The sequence below is a fragment of the Asticcacaulis benevestitus DSM 16100 = ATCC BAA-896 genome (assembly GCF_000376105.1).
GTDB lineage: Bacteria > Pseudomonadota > Alphaproteobacteria > Caulobacterales > Caulobacteraceae > Asticcacaulis > Asticcacaulis benevestitus.
The window spans coordinates 1-17,444 of the sequence record NZ_AQWM01000010.1; the positions used below are offsets into that span (position 1 = coordinate 1).

Sequence of the window (17,444 nt, forward strand, 5' to 3'; positions counted from 1 at the left end):
CACCAAGACATTGCTAAAGGATATCGGGCTGGAGCAACGCTCAACGCCCGTCAGAAGTCCTGAATCCAATGGCATGGCGGAGGCCTTCGTAAAGACGTTCAAGCGCGATTATGTCAAAGTAAACCCGCTGCCCGACGCTCAAACCGTCATCGATAATCTACCAAAATGGTTTGAGCACTATAATGAACTTCACCCCCACAAGGCTTTGCGCTATCTCTCACCGAGAGAGTTCAGAGCCATGCAATCGAAAACCTGATCCTGTCCGGGAATTAGGGGGCAACTACACAGGACAGTTGTGCGGGTGAAGTGTGCCGATTTGATGGTCTCGAAAGCCATATTTTCTCAATAAAATCAGCAACTAGCAGCTTCCTAACTGTGCCGATTCACTGTGCCGATTCTATGCGTCCACCACGAGAATCGGATCATGCAGAATCCACCATCAAAAATGATCCGATATCGGACGATCTTTCACGTTCTAAAAAACGACTTGTGAAGCTGTTTGGTCAACGATCTGAGAAGGCTGTTCAGACCGAAAGACTTCCCCGATCCTCCCCTGTGAGATCGAGACGGATGGGAATCATTTCCAGAGGCAAGTCCTATTACGTTCGGCTCAACGTCCCTAAATCGCTGCAAGCCATCGTCGGCAAGACGGAATTTCGACGGTCTCTCAAAACTGGTCGAATGGCGGAGGCCGTCAGGAAGGCTCGAATTGTATCCGCTGAATTTGAGCAATGGCTGCTTGAAGCCGAGGGGAAGGCCGTTGAAGGCATTGCGCCAGTCGCGCTGGCGACGCCTTCGAGCTTCAAACCCGAGCCAACAGGCAAGTCCCTACGGGAGCTTTGTGAGGTCTTCCTGAAAGACCCGACCAAGAATAGGTCAGGCAAGGCCGTTTCTGGCTATTGGAACGCCGTCGAACTGTCAGAGGCGGTTCTGGGGCGTGACAAAGTCATCGGCGCAATTGAAAGGCAGGACTCACATCAAGCTGTTTCCAGAACTGTCGATTAGCGCGACAGGCTATTACAGTGACCCATTCTCGAAATGGTTTACGCGCTTCTTGATTAAGTGCGGCGCGGCGCGCGACAAAACATCATTCCACTCATTTAGACACTGCTTCAGAGACGCAATTCGGGACGCCAACCTTGACCATGAAATCGGACTGGCTTTAGGTGGGTGGACATCGGCTAATGGCAAGGACGCTGAAATCGCATCTAATTATGGCAGAGGATACAACACGAGGTCATTGAAGCAAGCTATTGATAAAATAGCATATACCTCCTTGAACCTGACACACCTACTTAAATAGCTTCAAAATCCAGTCTGGCTCTTGATTTGCCATAGAAAGTGTCTGTGTCGCCAGTTGCGCCTTTACCTGCGCGGCCTGCAAATTGGCACTCTCTTTGCCCATATCAGCGTCAACCAAATTGCCGACCCCTTTAGTCAGGCTATCAGAGAGCTTATTGTTCTGAGTAAGCATCTGGTCGATTGCATTCTGTTGCGACCCAAAATATCCCGCGTAAGTGGAAACCCTGCTTATTGCGCTATCGACGCTATCTAAGATCGCTTGCGGACTCAGGTTATTTAAATTGTTTAGCCCCAACCACTGTGTTGTCATCGGTTGCTTGAATAGAGTAAAATTACCGCCCGCTGGATTAGAAAGAAGATCCACACTATAGTTTTTAAAGGGCGTGATCGTAATGCTTGTCAACGCTACGCCATAATTATCGGGCATGGGATTTGAAACGGGTGTTACGTTAGCCGTTGCGTTAAAATTTACGGTAAAACTTCCAGTATTTGCCTGCCCTTCCCCCATGTATCCTTGTGATACTGAACCATATGAAGACTGCTGATTATATATCTGATCAGAGCCATTGTTCGGAGCACGCACAGAGATACTTTTTGAATCATTATACCAATCACCCGTCATGTTGATTTGAGCAGTAACGACTTCGGAAGGATTGGGGAAACTGCGTGCGAGCGCGTAATATGAGTCGCGCTCAGCAACGGTCACATTGCCGTCTGCGTCAGTGTCGATGTTGGCAAAGACGCCGTCTGCCTGAGCAGTCGAACCGCCAACGCCAGTATACCAGTTTTCAAATTCGGATTGATCGACACCACTGCTGGAGTTCGCATCGAGCGACGCCATGGTTGGCTCCTTGAAGAAAGCGTCCCTTTCAGTCGTCGTCAGATTGCCATCGGCATCACCATCTATTTTATCGAAATAGTAGTCCGCCTGCGCCGTCGAATAGCCCAATGAATTGAAGTAGGTTTCCACGTCAGCTTTTGTAGCCGTAGAAGCCCTATCGTGATCCGCAGCCATATAATCGCGAGCATAGCGAAGGTAATTATGCACGCTGTAATCATAGGTGACCATGCTCGGAGGCCCACTGATTGTCGCGGAATAACTAATGCTTTTTTGGTAGCCTGTCGAAGAACCAGATAGCGTCTGCGCGGTTCCCATCTCTGGCTTCATAAGATTTTGGCCGTTGAAGGTGGCATTATCAACTGCGCTGCCTATTTGTTTTCCAAGCGCATTAAGATCGTTCATCAAGGCGTTATGCGATGTAGCATCCAACGAACTATCATTGAGCGAGACTGCTATTTCTTTCATCCGCACCAGCAAATCGCTGATGTTTTCGGTCGCAGCAGCGGTGACGTCCAGTAGGCTTTTGCCACGGTTCAGGCTGTCGTTTACCGCCTTCCATGAACCGATATCACCGCGAATATTTTGTGCTATCGCATATGCCGCACCATCGTCCTTCGCGCTTGATATCTTCTGCCCTGTGGAAATGCGATTTTGCGCCTCTTGCAAGTCACGATTATTGGCGTTCAATATTTGAACTGCCTGCATCGCGTTCTTGTTGGTTAGGATAGAAGCCATCTACGAATGAATTTTGCCCGAATCAAATCTCGCTATTCGGGTAAATGGTTACACGTCCGAAATACGAAATTGCAACCTCCATCTGCACCGCCACCACCTGCGAGGGCGGACATTCTTCATCGCATCAATACAAGGTCTGACGCGAGACGCCGATCTCTTTGCACAGATCACCAACGATGGTCTCAGGCTTGCCCATCGATGGTTGTGCCAGCCGCAGCTTGGCAGGTCTCATGGTGAACTTCCTGCCGCCGCTACGACCACGCGCACGAGCAGCCGCCAGCCCCGCCATCGTCCTTTCTCGGATCAGTTCGCGCTCGAAGCCCGCAAGGCTGGCGAAGATTCCAAAGATGAGCTTGCCTGATGCGGTCGTCGTATCGATCTCGGCCCCATGACCTGCCAATACCTTGAGGCCGATCCCTCGGTTGGCCAGATCATGCACGGTGTTCACCAGATGGCGCAGGTCTCGGCCGAGACGGTCGAGCTTCCAGACAACTTAGGTGTCGCCTTCACGCAGAGCTTTGAGACAGGCCAGCAAGGCAGGTCGATCATCCTTCTCACCCGACGCCACATCCTGATAGATGTTCTCTGGATCAATGCCGAACTCGGCCAGTGCATCCATCTGCATAGAGGTAGCAAGCTTGAGCTTTTGCTTTTTTTACTGGCGTCTTCAGAACGCGAAGCGCTGTCATTGCGCTGGCATTTGTTAGAATGGATGGCTACTGAATTCCGTTTGCAAACAAAGGGACTTAAATGCGGCCGGTATTATACACGGCGAGCCACACCGCATGGAAGGCCACCGTCAACGAGCCTATCTGGCATGGCTTAGGACGGACAGGAAGGGTCTCAATGACCGTGCCGTCTCGCTGTAGCCCAAGCGCTCAACATGGCCACAGAGGGCTCACAGCCGCCTTCAAGGGGCTGCGTGGAGTGGCCAACGCTCAACAAAGCGTCCACGATTCTTCGACAGAATGGGCCTGCCGTGGTTGATTGAACAGACCATTCGTCGAAAGAACACCATTGAAATTAATGCCCAAATGCCCCCCAAAGCCAAGCTGACAATCACAACCAAAAGCGCACCCGCCGAGTCCACCGTCGCCTTTTATTCCCCGAAGTCTTCAAGACTCCTGCTGGTCTTCCTTCAGGATGCCTTCCAGTTCCTCCCGGGACAGCTTGGCGAAGTTGATCATATCCGGCTCACTTTCGAAAAACTCGAACGAACGGCGCAGAGTCTGAATGTCGTGCGCGCGGAACTTCTTGGCCTTGCGCTCGATAACGGCCTTGGCATAGCCCATGGCGACCATGGCGTCGCGCGCCAGGGTGAGTGAAGAATCGAGCGTTTCGCGGTGGTAATAGTCGACGCCGGCCTTGTGAAGTTCATAGGCGTGACGGCGGTTTCTCGCCCGTGCATAGACCAGCAGCTTCGGGAAGTGCAGCTTGCTCAGCTTGACGATCTCAACCGCGCTTTCAGCGTCATCGACCGCCACCACCAGCATGCGCGCTTCCGCCAAACCGGCCGAACGCAACAGATCCAAGCGCGTGGCGTCACCGAAATAGCCCTTTGAGCCAAAGCGGCGCAGCAGCTCGACCTGATCGGGGTTCTTCTCCAGAACCGTCACCTTGAGCCCCTGCGACAGCATAAAACGACCGACGATCTGCCCGAAACGGCCAAAGCCGGCGATGATCACCGGGTTATGCTCGTTGATGACATCGTAATCGCGCTCCGGTAAGGCGCTCATGAAACGCGGCAGGATAAACCTGGAGAACAAAGTGGTCAGGATCGGCGTGGCGGCGATGGAAAGCGCCACCACCAGCACAAGGAACTTCTGCGCGTGCGGATCGATGATCTTCAATCCGCCGATCAGTTGCAGAAGAACAAAGGCAAACTCCCCGCCTTGTGACAAACCGAGCGCTAGCCCCATGGCGGGCGCGCTATCGAGCTTGAATATCTGACCAAGGCCATACAGGATGACACCCTTGATCAGCATAAGCCCGATCACCGCGCCCACCAATCCGAGCGGGTGATGGGTAAATTCGGTGAAGTCCATCCCCATCCCGACCGAGATGAAGAACAGGCCAAGCAACAGCCCCTTGAAGGGTTCGATATCGGATTCGATGGTGCGGCGGTATTCGGAGTTGGCCAGCACAACGCCGGCAATAAAAGCGCCGAGCGCCGGCGAGACGCCCACCAGTTCCATCAGGATGGTCACGCCGAACACCAGGGCCAGTGAAACAGCGGTGAAGACCTCGCGCAGATTAGCGCGGGCGATGGCCTGAAAGACATAGCGCGACAGATAATTGCCAGCCAGGATGACCGCGGCGATGACGGCGATGACGGCGATCGGCTGCAACCAGGCCGGCCAGTGAGCGATCAGACTGGCGCTTTCCGCCCCCTCCACGACCGGCATAACCCCGAAATTGAGCGTGGTGGCCAGAATGGGGATGATGATGAGGATAGGGATGACGGCGATATCCTGAAACAACAGGATCGAGAAAGACGTTTCGCCAACCACCGAATGGGTCAGGTTTTTTTCGTTGAGCATCTGCATGACCAACGCGGTCGAGGACAGCGCCAGCGCCATGCCGATGGCCAGCGAAGCCTGCCAGCCGTGGCCTAGCACAATGCCTACCACCATCAGCGCCAAAGCCGTCACCGTCACCTGCAGGCCGCCTAAGCCGACAATCTGCCGGCGCAGACGCCACAGAATGGCTGGCTCGAGTTCCATACCGATCAGGAACATCATCATGATGACCCCGAATTCGGCGAAGTGCATCACCTTGTCAGCGTCGCCGATCAGGCCCAGCACGAAGGGCCCGATGATAACGCCGGCGATCAGGTAGCCCAACACGGAACCGAGTTTGAAGCGCTGCGCCAGCGGCACGACGAGACAGCCCGCCAGCAGGAACACAAACACATTGAGTAAGAGATGAATGTCCATGATGCGCCCTCAGAATCTTCAAGAGGCAGTATCTAGGTACGAAGCCCCATATGGCAAGGCAAGATATACCCTTTCGCAAAGGCGCCCTTGACCGCGTCAGGATCGCGGCGCTTAATCAGCCTGTCATGACCGACCATTTTTCCACCGTCGCCCGACAGTATGCCGAAGCCCGCCCGACCTATCCGGCGGCGCTTTTCGATTGGCTGGCCACCCTGACACCGGCGTGCGATCAGGTCTGGGACGCCGGCGCCGGGTCGGGACAGGCGTCATTAGCCTTGGCTGAGCGTTTTCAGCGCGTGCAGGCCACCGATATCAGCGCCGAACAACTCAAGTCCGCGCCTCAGCATCCGCATATCACCTGCAGGGTTGACGACATGAGCGGCCTGGTAGATGCCTCGGCCGATCTGGTGACCGTGGCACAGGCCCTGCACTGGTTCAATCTTGACGCCTTCTATGCCGAGGTCAAGCGCGTGCTCAAGCCGGAGGGCGTCATCGCCGTCTGGAGCTATGGCCTGCTTACGACCGATGATGACGATCTCACCCAGGCGGTGGCGCATCTGCATAACGATATCGTTGGTCCCTACTGGCCGCCGCAACGCCACGACGTCGAGAATGGCTACGCCAACCTGACCTTCCCTTTCGTCGCCCTGCCCGTGCCCGACTTCGCCATGACCGCGCAATGGGACCTGAACCGCCTGCTCGGCTATTTCCGTAGTTGGTCGGCCACGGTACGCATGGAAAAAGACACCGGCGACAACCCGATCGATGGTTACGCGCCCGTTCTGCAAGCGCTGTGGGGCGATCCGGAGCAACCTCGCACTCTCACTTGGCCACTGATGGTGAGGGCTGGCGAAGTCACGGCTTGACAGTTCGCGCCGGCATAGGTTCAACTGAAACCATGCCCTCTGACCATCAGACCACGGACCATCCCGTCTTTGCCTTTCACGAAGGCACGTCGCCGCTCGTCATCGCCGCGCCGCATGTCGGCACCTACATTCCGCCTGATATTGCCGCAAAGCTGAACGACACCGGCCGGGCCGTGCGCGAAACCGATTTCCACGTCCATCGCCTGTTCGATTTTGCCAAAGACCTCGGCGCCACGACGCTTTTCGCCACCCATTCGCGCTATGTCATCGATCTCAATCGTGATCCGGCTGGCAACAATCTCTATCCCGGCAAATTCGAGACCGGCCTCTGCCCCATCAGCGACTTCGACCAAAACCCGATCTACCCCGAAGGCCATAACCCTTGCGCCGCCGAGGTTGTTGATCGGCGCGACCACTTCTGGCAGCCCTATCATGACCAGCTCAAGGCTGCGCTCGAAGCCGCGGTTGCACGTCATGGCAAGGCGCTTCTGATCGACGCCCATTCGATCCGCGGCGTGATCCCCAGCCTGTTCGAGGGGCGCCTGCCCGATCTCAACTTCGGCACCAATTCCGGCCAGACCATGCGTGGCGACACCTTGAAGGCGCTGGAGGATTGGCGATCAAAAACAAAAGTCTACAGTCATATCCTCGATGGTCGCTTCAAGGGCGGCTACACCACGCGGCACTACGGGGCCGTGTCACCACAAATTCAGGCCCTGCAGATTGAAATTGTTCAGGACACTTATCTGGACTCCACCACGCCGCACCTGTATGACGCCCGCATCGCCGCCCCTTTGTGTCATACCCTGCGCCCGCTCGTTGAGGCGCTTGTGGCGGCCCTTTAAATTGCAGGTGTCCCGATGAGTGCTCCCTTCCACCAGAAAACCGCCGAGCGCGGCAACATTATCGATGGTGCCGGTTACGCCAAGAGCCTGCGCGACCGTCTGGCCGTCCATGTTACCAATCTGAAAGAGGCCCATGGCCAGACGCCATGCCTCGTCGTTGTCATCGTCGGTGACGATCCCGCCAGCCAGGTCTATGTCAAGTCAAAGGGCGAGATGACCCAGGCGATCGGCATGGAATCGCGCACCGTCCGCCTGCCCGATACCACCTCCGAAGACGAACTGCTGAAACTGATCGACGACCTGAACCGAGACAATGTCGTCAACGGCATTCTTGTGCAACTCCCCCTGCCGAAGCATATGTCGTCGCTTAAGGTGATCGACGCTATCAACCCTGACAAGGACGTCGACGGTTTCCACGTTATCAATGCCGGCAAGCTGGCTGTGGGCCTCGATGGCATCGTGCCCTGCACGCCACTGGGCTCGCTGATGCTTCTGAAGGACGCGGCGCTGGCCCATGGCGATACGCTGGCTGGCAAGAACGCGGTCATCGTCGGTCGCTCGAACATTGTCGGCAAGCCCATGGCGCAACTGCTGCTGAACCAGGACTGCACTGTCACCATAGCGCACTCGAAGACGAAAGATCTGGCCGAAGTCTGCCGCGCCGCCGATATCCTGGTGGCCGCCGTCGGCCGGCCGAAGTTCATCGCCGGTGACTGGGTGAAGGACGGTGCCTATGTGATCGATGTCGGCATCAATCGCATCGAACTCGATGGCAAGGGTAAGCTGGTCGGCGATGTCGATTTCGATGGCGCGAAGGACCGCGCCCTAGCCATCACGCCGGTGCCGAAGGGTGTGGGGCCCATGACTATCGCCTGCCTGCTCAACAACACGATCAAGGCCTTCTGCCTGCAAAATCACTTCCCGGTGCCTGAAGGCGTTTAAAGTTTTTGCTATGAAGGCCCCTCGCCCGGCCTTCGCCCCCCTCTCCCCGGCCTCGGCGGCAGGCAAAACAGGGAAAAGGACATGATAATCTCCTCGCCCCGCTTCCGGGGAGAGGGTTGGGGTGAGGTGCTTCTTCTGGATACCACACATGTCTCAAAGCGTTGTCATCATTGGCGCCGGTCACGCCGGCGGAGCGGTCGCAGGTACTTTACGTCAGTACGGCCACACCGGACCGATCACCCTGATCGGCGCCGAACCCTACCTGCCCTATCAGCGCCCGCCTTTATCCAAGGCCTGGCTCAAGGGCGACGCCTCGCTCGATGATCTCTATCTGCGCGGCGATTCCTTTTATGCCGATCAAGGCATGACCGTCCGCACGGATACCCAAGCTGTCACCATCGATCCCGCCGGCAAGACCGTCACCCTGCTGAACGGCGAACACATTTCCTATGATCACCTGATCATCGCCACCGGCTCCAAGGCTCGCCCCTTCGCCGTGCCCGGCGCCGATCGGGTGCCGCACCATCTGCTACGCACGCTCGATGACGCAGAAGCGCTCAAAAACGCCCTGCGGCCAGGTCATCGCATTGGTTTGATCGGCGCAGGCTACGTCGGGCTCGAAGTCGCCGCCTCCGCTCGCTATCTAGATTGCGAAGTCACCGTATTCGAGCGCGAAAGCCGCATCCTGGCGCGCGTCGCCTCACAAACCCTGTCAGACTTCTTCACCGATATGCACAAAGGGCGCGGCGTCGGCATCATCACCGAGGCTAGCGTCACCGAACTGTCCCTCGGTCAGGGTGACCGCAAGGTGGTGCATCTGGCCGATGGCCGCACCCACGAATTTGACTTGCTGCTCGTAGGCATTGGCGCATTGGCCAATGACGATCTGGCCGCTCTGGCTGGCCTTGCCACCGCCAATGGGATTATTGTGGACGAACAAGCCCGCACCAGCGACGCGCACATCTTTGCCATAGGTGACGTTACTTCGCGCACCCTGCCCACCTATGACGGCCGCTTCCGACTGGAGAGCGTTCCAAATGCGCTAGAACAGGCCAAACAGGCCGCCGCCGCGATCACCGGCTACAAGCCACCGATCGTTGAGACGCCATGGTTCTGGTCGGATCAATATGAGTTCAAGCTGCAAATCGCCGGCCTGCTGCGCCCGGATTGCCGCGATCTGGTTCGCGGCGACCCGGCCAGTGGTGCCTTCAGCGTCTACCACCTTGACGGCGATGGCCGACTGATGACCGCCGAATGCGTCAGCAGGCCGGCTGATTTCATGGCCGCCAAGCTTTTGATCGCCAAGGGCATCGCACTAGACGACACCATCGCTGATCCGGAGGTTTCACTGAAACCTTTCTTGCAGAAATAGTTAGGTAGAAATAACACCAGCGCCAGACTGTCGCACTGCACAAAATTGAGGTGACATTACTTGCGGTTTGCGCTTAGGTCAGAGGCAGAAACAACCCTCAGCCAGAGGATTCCATGCCCAGTTCCCCCAAAGTCTTCCCCGACGCCAAAACCGCCCTCGAAGGTTTAGCCTTCGACGGCATGACCGTCATGTCCGGTGGCTTCGGCCTGTGCGGCATCCCGGAAAACCTGATCGCGGCCCTGCGCGGTTCCGGGGTCACCGGCCTGACCGTTATCTCCAACAATGCCGGCGTTGATGGCTTCGGCCTTGGTCAGTTGCTGACCACGCACCAAATCAAAAAAATGATCAGTTCTTACGTCGGTGAAAACAAGGAGTTCGAGCGGCAATATCTCGCCGGCGAACTGGAACTGGAATTCAATCCGCAAGGCACTCTGGCTGAGCGCATACGCGCCGGCGGCGCTGGCATACCAGGCTTCTACACCGCTACGGGCGTCGGCACGATCGTCGCCGCGGGCAAGGAGATCAAGCGCTTCGGTGATCGTGATTACGTGCTGGAAACCGGCCTGACAGCTGATCTGTCCATCATCAAGGCGTGGAAGGGCGATGCCCGCGGTAATCTGGTCTACCGCAAGACGGCGCGCAATTTCAACCCGATGATGGCGACGGCCGGCAAGGTCTGCATCGCCGAGGTCGAGGAAATCGTGCCGGTCGGCGCGCTCGATCCCGACACCATCCATACCCCCGGCATCTATGTCGATCGCATCGTGCAGGGCACGTTTGAAAAGCGCATCGAGCAACGCACCGTGCGCTCAAGCAGCGAAGCGATAGCGCAAAATAAAACTGCCAAAGAGGAGGCATAAATGCCCTGGACAAGAGACCAACTGGCTGAACGCGCGGCAAAAGAACTGAAGGACGGTTTCTATGTCAATCTCGGCATCGGCATCCCGACGCTGGTGGCCAACCATATCCCCGCTGGCATGACCGTCACGCTGCAATCGGAAAACGGCATGCTCGGCATGGGCCCCTTCCCGACCGAGGATGAGATCGACGCCGACCTGGTCAATGCCGGCAAGCAGACCATCACCGAACTGGATGAGACGAGCTATTTCTCTTCTGCGGACTCGTTCGCCATGATCCGCGGTGGCCACATCAACCTGACCATTCTGGGCGCCATGGAAGTGGCAGAAAACGGCGATATCGCCAACTGGATGATCCCCGGCAAGCTCGTCAAGGGGATGGGCGGCGCTATGGATCTGGTGGCCGGCGTTAAGCGCGTGGTCGTGGTCATGGACCACGCCAACAAGCTCGGTGAATCCAAGGTACTGAAAAAGTGCGACCTGCCGTTGACCGGCACAGGCGTCGTCAATCTGATCATCACCACGCTTGGAGTTTTCGAGGTCAAGCCCGACCGCTCAGGCTTGAAGCTGATCGAACTGGCGCCGGACGTAACTTTGGAAGAGATCGCCGAAAAGACCGAGGCAGCATACGAAGTGGCTTTGTAAAGAAGATTTTTATCCACCGATAAGCCAGATAGCACAGATGATATGTGCATGTCCTCGTGTGCAGAGAACATGAATTAAAATGGAAAAGGCGGCCTCTAGGCCGCCAATTCTTTATCTGTGCTATCTGGCTTATCGGTGGATAGACGTCCTCAAAGTCCTTCGACCTTCTGGCCCGGGGTCGCCGGCACATTCGGCGCCGGGGGCTGAGCGGCGACGAAGGGCGCCAGCGTGGTTTCGCTGAAATCAATCAGCCCCGCCACGACCTGCGTCGTCGCCTGATTATAACCGTCGGCCATCAAATTCATATCGTTACGGCGTACGGCTACATCGGCGCTGATGAATTTTTGCCCCACGACGACGCGATCGGAAATGCGGATCAGGCGAGCGTCGAGTGCAATCGATACGGTCGGCTTGTTGCGCGTATAGCTGGTCTCGAACTTGCGCACACTGATGTCGATCCGATAGTTGGCCGCAGTGGGCACGCGCGGCTCCAGCGTCACCGTCTTCGCCGTGCGGGCAAATCCAGTCGTGATAGCATCACTAAACAGGCTGGAGGCGCCGGTCGTCCAGCGCGCCTCGGCCACGTAGGAGGCCTGCGCGCCATCGACCGTCAGGATCTGATCTCCGGCACTGTCCTTCGGGAAGGTAACACCGCCAAAGATGACGCCAAGCGGCGACCTGTCCGGCATAACCGCCGTCTGCGCTTTTCGCTCTACCAATTCCGGCTCATAGCCGAAACGATAAAGCTGCGCCGGCTTGGTCTTGGGAAGCAGAGTGACGCAACCGCTCAGACTGACCGCCAGACCCGCGACCATCAGGGTTTTTACGAGCTTTTTCATTGGCTCACCTTTCTTTCCTTGGCGACCGGTTTATTGACCAGGCCCTGCGGGCTGGCCTGCACGCTGTCGACCAGCGAGCGCACCGAAGACGAGGCTTCATTGAGATTGCGCAGAGACTCCTGCAATTCCGGCAGTGTCTGCGTGTTGAGTTGATCGGCAGGGGCCTTCATCGAGTCAGCCAGGGCGCTGACGTGATCAGCGGCATCGGCCAGTTTTTTGGTCGCCGCATTGATCTGCTCCATGGTTTCCGGCAGTTTTTCCGAGGCCACGCCGTTGGTCGAATTAGCCAGCTTGGTCACCGCATCGGCGGCCTGACCGGCACTGATAATGGCTTCGTGAGCGTCATCGATCAGTTGTTCACGGCCCTTAAGCATGGCCGTGATGTCCTTAAGGTTGGTCAGGCTGTCCGAGAAGGTCTTGATGTTTTGATCGGAAAGCAGCCGGTTGACGCGGTTGAGGCTTTCATAGGTATTCTCGATCACAGAACCTGACCCGGACAGCAGCTTTGACAGCGCGCTTTCCTCGGAATGGATGAGCGGCGGCGGCGCGTTAGGCTCATGTTTGAGCAGAGGCGCATTGGCCGAACCCGGCGATATCTGCATGTAATAGAGGCCGGTGATGCCTTGTGGCTCTAGCGAAGCCACCGAATCGACACGCACCGGCGTGCCCTCGTCGAGTTGCACGGTAGCGATCACCTGGTGGGTGTTGGCATTACCGAGGCGCAGGCTCGTCACTTCGCCGACCTTGATGCCGTTGAAGTGGACCTCGGCACCCTTGGTCAGACCATCGACCGGTGTGTTGAACTCGACCTCGTAGGTGCCGAAATTCTTGTTGAAATCGAACTGGATGAACCAGAAGGCAAAGACGAGCAACACCAACGCCAGAGCGAAGGTGGCCAGGCCGACGAGAGCATAATGGGCTTGACGTTCCATAACCTTAAGCCTTGAGTCTACCTCTGGGGCCATGAAAATACTCATGAATCCAGGGATGGGTTGATTTTTCCAGCACCTCGACGGTGCCCTTTTCCACCACGTGCCGTTCCGCCAGAACGGCGATTTCGTCACAGATGGCATAGAGACTATCAAGATCGTGCGTGATCATGAAGACGGTGAGATCGAGACTGTCCGCGAGTTCACGGATCAGGGTATCAAAAGCGGCCGCGCCGATCGGGTCGAGGCCGGCGGTGGGTTCATCGAGAAACAAAAGCTGCGCATCGAGCGCCAGCGCTCGCGCCAAAGCGGTGCGCTTGATCATGCCACCCGAAAGCTCCGAGGGCGCCAGTTCCGCAGCCCGCAATGGCAATCCCGCCAGTGACATCTTCATCAGGGCGATGGCGCGGGCCTCCGTCCGGCTCAGACGGGTAAATTCCATGATGGGGGTCATGATGTTCTCGACCACGCTCAACGTCGAAAACAGAGCGCCGCTCTGGAACAGCACACCGGTCTTGGCTTTTATCTGCCGCGTCCGTTCTTCGCTGCCCTCATAAAGCTTATGGCCGAAAATGCGAATATCGCCCGACGTCGGCTTTTGCAGGCCAAGGATCGAATTGAGCAGAACGGTCTTGCCGGAGCCGGAGCCGCCGACAATGCCCAGAACCTGCCCGCGCTTGACGGTCAGGTCGAGATTTTCGTGGATCACATTCGTGCCGAAGCTGTTATTCAGCCCGTTGATGACGATGGGATCGTCACTTTCATTGTCCAGCGGGGCGAGGTTCTTTCTCTTCATCAGAATACAAATCCATTAAAGAGCATGGCGAAAATGGCGTCGATCATGAAGACGAGGAAAATCGACTGCACAACCGCCGTGGTCACCTGACGGCCGAGCGAAATGACATCGTCCTTGACGGTCATACCCATGCGGCAGCCGACGACGGCGATGGTGATGGCGAGAAACGGGGTCTTGATCATGCCGACGAACAGATTGACCGCCGGCACATAGTCATGCATGCGCTGCACAAAGAACGCCGGACCATTGCCCAGCGAACCCCAGATGGCCAGGGCACCGCCCAGCATGCCGGCGAACATGCCGACAAAGGTAATCAACGGCATCATCACCACGAGCGCGATAACGCGTGGCAGCACCAGAGCCTCGTAAGGATCAATACCCATGACGCGCATGGCGTCGATTTCCTGATTGATCTTCATCGAACCGATTTCGGCGGCGAAGGCCGAAGCGCTGCGGCCGCTGATCAGAACGGCGGCGATCAGCGGACCAAATTCGCGCAACACGCCGATAGCGACCATATCGACCGCGAAAACGGCGGCGCCAAATTGTTTCAATGTCAGCACCAACAGGAAGGCTAGGGTCGCGCCGACGAACATATTGGTAAAGAAGATAATCGGCAGGGATTCAAGCCCGGCACGCTGCATGATGTTGAACAACGCGGCCCAGCGAACGCGTGACGGCCGCACGATCGACAGCATCCATAGGGTAATGACGTGGCCCATGAAGACGGACTGATTGATAAAGCCGCGTCCGAAAGCCGACATGATCCGGCCCAGATGCTCCAGCACATAATAGACAGGATGCAGCCAGAACTTTTGTTTTGACGGGTTATCCTGCTCATAGGCATCGACATCACCCTTGCAAGTCGTCACCAGAGCATAGATGCGGGCGTAGTTTTCATTGTCAGAGAAGATGTCGCCGTCAAGCTTGTCCGCCACCGCCTGTCGCAAGGTAAAGGCGCCGGCAGTATCCACGGCCTCAAGCCCCTCACCCGTAATGCGCACCTTGTCATGCTTTTTAAGCGCTGCGACCAGTCGAGACGACACGCCTTCGAGACGGGTGACGATCCACTGCCCAGTCAGGTTCAGAATGGCGATAGAATCGCCCTTCGCGTCGCCCTTTTCAGGCAACGTAAGGGTAAATTTAGCCTTGATCGCGGATGGTGGCGCCTTGGGCATGGAGTTCGGCAAAGGTCTCAGACATGAAAAACGTAGCTGTTACCGGATCATAGAGGCTTCATATTGATAAAATGGCAATAGTGAACGTAAAAAAACTGTACGGAAGTGTTCACTTTTTGCCACGGGCGGTAACAGATATGAACTTACGATCTGTGTCGCCTTTGAGATTATGCCTTTTGCGGCAGACGCACGCGATAGACGCCCTTAAAGCCTTCCGGCTCAATCGGCTTGCCCTTGCGCAGCACTTCCAGCTTGCCCTGACGCGCCAGGCCGATGATAACGCCGCGCACCTTGGGCAATTCGCGGCGCCACTGTTCGGCATTAACCGCCTTAGCGACATCGTTAGGGCTTATAGACTCTCCGTCTCGCACCTGCGATAAGAGCCCCAAAAGCGTCTCTTCGATAAGCTGAGACATGTGTGATTACTCCGGAGTTGCAAGATGAGTGAGCGTGAGCTGATAAAGGTGACCGAAGGCGATTTCGCGGGTTGGGTGCTGTCGCCCGAAGGCGAAAACTTCAACGGCCTTGTGGGCCCCTATTACTACCAGTCCGATGATCCCGCCAACGTCAAAGTGGCCTTCAAAGCGGAAAAGCGCCATTTAAACGGCGGCGGCACGGTGCACGGCGGCTGTCTGCTCACCCTGGCCGATACCTCTTTGTTCATTTTCGCCCTGCCCCATCTGGGCGATGGCGGCGCGGTCACCCTGCAACTTGACTCGCAGTTTCAGAGCCCCGGCCGCGAAGGCGACATCATCGTGGCGACCGGCGAGATCACCCGCGCCGGCAAGTCGGTCATCTTTGGCCGCGGCCAACTGACCTGTGGCGACCGCATCCTGCTGAGCTATTCCGGCATCATGGCGCGTATCGCCTCCAAGCCTTCGGGCGACGCCTGATAGGTTCGTGTTTGCGGCATCTGCTGTAAGGTTTGTCCACAGATAAGCCAGAGAAGCACAGATTTCACGGTCATTATTTGACGACTGAATATGTGGTTCGCTTAAGCCTTGGCGTCGTATGCACAAAAGCATCTGTGCTTATCTGGCTTATCTGTGGATCACTTCACGTCTTAATATCTAAAGCCCGTACACCGCATTCGGCAGGGCACCGACGATCGCCGCCGACAGGCAGGTCGCCAGGAACGCCGCCGCCAGCGCTTTCCAGATCAGGGTCATGATCTCCGGACGGCGATCCGGCATAAGTGCGCCAAAGCCCGCAACCGTAATGCCGACCGAGCCGATATTGGCGAAGCCGCAGGTGGCGTAGGTCAGCAGGATACGCGTACGCGGAGTCATCTCGGCCACGGGAATCGCCGCCAGTTTGAGGAAGGCGACAAACTCGGTCAGCACCATCTTGATGCCGAGGATCTCGCCGCCCTTGGCCGCTTCGTTCCACGGCACGCCGATTAGCCAGGCCAGTGGCGTGAAGGCCACACCGAGCGCACGCTCGATGGTCACCGGCTGGCCGCCGATGGGGGGAATGACGCTGAGGATCATGTTGGTGAGCGCCGCAAGCGCTACCATAACGATCAGAATAGCAGCGATATTGACCGCCACCATCATGCCGTCGACCGTGCCTTTCGACACGGCGTCGATGGCGGAATCATATTTCAGCGCGCTGTCGTAATCTAGCTTCTCGATCTTGTGGTTCATCAGGTCGGGCACGATGATACGCGCCAGCAGCACACCCGCCGGCGCTGAGACGATGGCCGCCGCCAGAATATGTCCCGCCGCATTGGGCAGGACGTGTTGCAGGATCAGGACATAGGCTACCATGGTGGACCCGGCGACATTGGCCATGCCGACCACGACCAGCACGAACAATTCGGAACGGGTCAGCTTGTCGAGATACCCCTTGATGATGATCAGGCTCTCGACATTGCCGACGAAGATGCCCGACGCCACACCAAGCGACGTGGCGCCGCCGAGCCCGATCAGCTTTTCAAAAGCATAGCCAAAGCCACGAATGATAATTTTAAGCACACCGATATGCCACAACAGGGCCGACAGCGCCGAAATGACGAGGATTAGCGGCAACACCCGAAGCGCGAAGACGAACAACGCGCCTTCATTGACCACCTGATAGGGCTGTGCGCCGCCGCCCATATAGCCAAAGACGAACTGCATGCCCTGATCGGTGGCGGCCGACAGGGACGTCATGCCGTTGGCGATGCCCCCAAGCATCACGTGCGATTGCGGGATGGCGAACAGGGCCAGGATCAGCACAACCTGAAGACCAATGGCGCCCATAGCCAGGAAAACGGGAAACCTGCGCTTGTTCTCGGATAGTCCCCAGCAGATCAGCAGGATGACCACAATCCCCAGCAGGCTCTGCGCGTTTTCAAGACCGTAATGGATGGGCACGTAG

17 protein-coding genes and 1 pseudogene are annotated in these 17,444 nt (G+C 57.0%); 9 read left to right on the forward strand and 9 right to left on the reverse strand.

The features are described 5' to 3' along the window. Positions 1 to 256: integrase core domain-containing protein (locus B060_RS0111955; protein ID WP_018082023.1), on the forward strand; the 256-nt coding region annotated here is incomplete at its 5' end. A 314-nt stretch (positions 257 to 570) separates the two neighbouring features. Further along, on the forward strand, positions 571 to 1,005 hold the full coding sequence (locus B060_RS0111960) for a DUF6538 domain-containing protein (protein ID WP_157405636.1): 435 nt from the start codon (positions 571 to 573) through the stop codon (positions 1,003 to 1,005). Between the two features lie 286 nt (positions 1,006 to 1,291). Here the strand turns inward: B060_RS0111960 and B060_RS0111965 are convergent, their stop codons facing one another. The 3 genes and pseudogenes from B060_RS0111965 to B060_RS0111975 all read right to left on the reverse strand — a co-directional run bounded on the left by B060_RS0111965 (position 1,292) and on the right by B060_RS0111975 (position 5,814). After that, positions 1,292 to 2,878, reverse strand: a complete 1,587-nt coding sequence (locus tag B060_RS0111965) for a flagellin (RefSeq protein WP_018082025.1) — start codon at positions 2,876 to 2,878, stop codon at positions 1,292 to 1,294. 124 nt (positions 2,879 to 3,002) lie between these two features. Then, positions 3,003 to 3,503, reverse strand: a pseudogene (locus B060_RS24380) (recombinase family protein). A 490-nt stretch (positions 3,504 to 3,993) separates the two neighbouring features. Beyond that, positions 3,994 to 5,814, reverse strand: a complete 1,821-nt coding sequence (locus B060_RS0111975; RefSeq protein WP_018082026.1) for a monovalent cation:proton antiporter-2 (CPA2) family protein — start codon at positions 5,812 to 5,814, stop codon at positions 3,994 to 3,996. A 125-nt stretch (positions 5,815 to 5,939) separates the two neighbouring features. Here B060_RS0111975 and B060_RS0111980 point away from each other — a divergent pair, with 125 nt between their 5' ends. The 6 genes from B060_RS0111980 (at position 5,940) to B060_RS0112005 (ending at position 11,341) form a co-directional block, all read left to right on the forward strand. Further along, the gene (locus tag B060_RS0111980; RefSeq protein ID WP_031221529.1) at positions 5,940 to 6,680 is read left to right on the forward strand and encodes a class I SAM-dependent methyltransferase; all 741 of its coding nucleotides are present in this window, start codon (positions 5,940 to 5,942) and stop codon (positions 6,678 to 6,680) included. Beyond that, the gene (gene hutG, locus B060_RS0111985) at positions 6,677 to 7,525 is read left to right on the forward strand and encodes an N-formylglutamate deformylase (RefSeq protein WP_236621690.1); all 849 of its coding nucleotides are present in this window, start codon (positions 6,677 to 6,679) and stop codon (positions 7,523 to 7,525) included. The genes B060_RS0111980 and hutG overlap by 4 nt, the downstream gene beginning before the upstream one ends. Before the next feature lie 15 nt (positions 7,526 to 7,540). Then, the gene (locus B060_RS0111990) at positions 7,541 to 8,467 is read left to right on the forward strand and encodes a bifunctional 5,10-methylenetetrahydrofolate dehydrogenase/5,10-methenyltetrahydrofolate cyclohydrolase (RefSeq protein ID WP_018082029.1); all 927 of its coding nucleotides are present in this window, start codon (positions 7,541 to 7,543) and stop codon (positions 8,465 to 8,467) included. Positions 8,468 to 8,615: 148 nt separating this feature from the next. Further along, positions 8,616 to 9,839 carry an NAD(P)/FAD-dependent oxidoreductase gene (locus B060_RS0111995; RefSeq protein ID WP_018082030.1) on the forward strand — a complete coding sequence of 408 codons (1,224 nt, stop codon included), beginning with the start codon at positions 8,616 to 8,618 and terminating at the stop codon, positions 9,837 to 9,839. 113 nt (positions 9,840 to 9,952) lie between these two features. After that, the gene (locus B060_RS0112000) at positions 9,953 to 10,699 is read left to right on the forward strand and encodes a CoA transferase subunit A (protein WP_018082031.1); all 747 of its coding nucleotides are present in this window, start codon (positions 9,953 to 9,955) and stop codon (positions 10,697 to 10,699) included. Next, positions 10,700 to 11,341 carry a 3-oxoacid CoA-transferase subunit B gene (locus B060_RS0112005; protein WP_018082032.1) on the forward strand — a complete coding sequence of 214 codons (642 nt, stop codon included), beginning with the start codon at positions 10,700 to 10,702 and terminating at the stop codon, positions 11,339 to 11,341. Positions 11,342 to 11,490: 149 nt separating this feature from the next. Here B060_RS0112005 and B060_RS26085 read toward each other — a convergent pair whose 3' ends face one another. The 5 genes from B060_RS26085 to B060_RS0112030 form a co-directional block, all read right to left on the reverse strand. Continuing rightward, positions 11,491 to 12,180: an ABC-type transport auxiliary lipoprotein family protein gene (locus tag B060_RS26085; protein ID WP_018082033.1), complete on the reverse strand. Its 690-nt coding sequence runs from the start codon at positions 12,178 to 12,180 to the stop codon at positions 11,491 to 11,493. Next, positions 12,177 to 13,112 (reverse strand): MlaD family protein, encoded by a 936-nt coding sequence (locus B060_RS0112015; protein WP_018082034.1) that lies wholly within the window; start codon positions 13,110 to 13,112, stop codon positions 12,177 to 12,179. Before B060_RS0112015 ends, B060_RS26085 begins: the two co-directional genes overlap by 4 nt. A gap of 4 nt (positions 13,113 to 13,116) precedes the next feature. Further along, positions 13,117 to 13,905, reverse strand: a complete 789-nt coding sequence (locus tag B060_RS0112020) for an ABC transporter ATP-binding protein (RefSeq protein ID WP_018082035.1) — start codon at positions 13,903 to 13,905, stop codon at positions 13,117 to 13,119. After that, positions 13,905 to 15,083 carry an MlaE family ABC transporter permease gene (locus B060_RS0112025; protein WP_018082036.1) on the reverse strand — a complete coding sequence of 393 codons (1,179 nt, stop codon included), beginning with the start codon at positions 15,081 to 15,083 and terminating at the stop codon, positions 13,905 to 13,907. Before B060_RS0112025 ends, B060_RS0112020 begins: the two co-directional genes overlap by 1 nt. A gap of 167 nt (positions 15,084 to 15,250) precedes the next feature. Then, on the reverse strand, positions 15,251 to 15,499 hold the full coding sequence (locus B060_RS0112030) for a DUF3253 domain-containing protein (protein WP_018082037.1): 249 nt from the start codon (positions 15,497 to 15,499) through the stop codon (positions 15,251 to 15,253). Positions 15,500 to 15,523: 24 nt separating this feature from the next. Between B060_RS0112030 and B060_RS0112035 the strand changes: the two genes are divergently transcribed. Next, positions 15,524 to 15,976: a PaaI family thioesterase gene (locus B060_RS0112035; RefSeq protein ID WP_018082038.1), complete on the forward strand. Its 453-nt coding sequence runs from the start codon at positions 15,524 to 15,526 to the stop codon at positions 15,974 to 15,976. A gap of 177 nt (positions 15,977 to 16,153) precedes the next feature. Here B060_RS0112035 and B060_RS0112040 read toward each other — a convergent pair whose 3' ends face one another. Next, on the reverse strand, positions 16,154 to 17,440 hold the full coding sequence (locus B060_RS0112040) for a NupC/NupG family nucleoside CNT transporter (protein ID WP_018082039.1): 1,287 nt from the start codon (positions 17,438 to 17,440) through the stop codon (positions 16,154 to 16,156). Positions 17,441 to 17,444 lie beyond the last annotated feature (4 nt).

Bases quoted from the DNA above. Each gene is read 5' to 3' on its own strand.
- B060_RS0112030 (WP_018082037.1), bottom strand. From the start codon at position 15,499: ATGTCTCAGCTTATCGAAGAGACGCTTTTGGGGCTCTTATCGCAGGTG.
- B060_RS0111975 (WP_018082026.1), bottom strand. From the start codon at position 5,814: ATGGACATTCATCTCTTACTCAATGTGTTTGTGTTCCTGCTGGCGGGC.
- B060_RS0112035 (WP_018082038.1), top strand. From the start codon at position 15,524: ATGAGTGAGCGTGAGCTGATAAAGGTGACCGAAGGCGATTTCGCGGGT.
- B060_RS0111995 (WP_018082030.1), top strand. From the start codon at position 8,616: ATGTCTCAAAGCGTTGTCATCATTGGCGCCGGTCACGCCGGCGGAGCG.
- B060_RS0111990 (WP_018082029.1), top strand. From the start codon at position 7,541: ATGAGTGCTCCCTTCCACCAGAAAACCGCCGAGCGCGGCAACATTATC.
- B060_RS0112015 (WP_018082034.1), bottom strand. From the start codon at position 13,112: ATGGAACGTCAAGCCCATTATGCTCTCGTCGGCCTGGCCACCTTCGCT.
- B060_RS0111960 (WP_157405636.1), top strand. From the start codon at position 571: ATGGGAATCATTTCCAGAGGCAAGTCCTATTACGTTCGGCTCAACGTC.
- B060_RS0111980 (WP_031221529.1), top strand. From the start codon at position 5,940: ATGACCGACCATTTTTCCACCGTCGCCCGACAGTATGCCGAAGCCCGC.
- B060_RS0112020 (WP_018082035.1), bottom strand. From the start codon at position 13,905: ATGAAGAGAAAGAACCTCGCCCCGCTGGACAATGAAAGTGACGATCCC.
- B060_RS0111965 (WP_018082025.1), bottom strand. From the start codon at position 2,878: ATGGCTTCTATCCTAACCAACAAGAACGCGATGCAGGCAGTTCAAATA.
- B060_RS0112005 (WP_018082032.1), top strand. From the start codon at position 10,700: ATGCCCTGGACAAGAGACCAACTGGCTGAACGCGCGGCAAAAGAACTG.
- B060_RS0112025 (WP_018082036.1), bottom strand. From the start codon at position 15,083: ATGCCCAAGGCGCCACCATCCGCGATCAAGGCTAAATTTACCCTTACG.
- B060_RS0112000 (WP_018082031.1), top strand. From the start codon at position 9,953: ATGCCCAGTTCCCCCAAAGTCTTCCCCGACGCCAAAACCGCCCTCGAA.
- B060_RS26085 (WP_018082033.1), bottom strand. From the start codon at position 12,180: ATGAAAAAGCTCGTAAAAACCCTGATGGTCGCGGGTCTGGCGGTCAGT.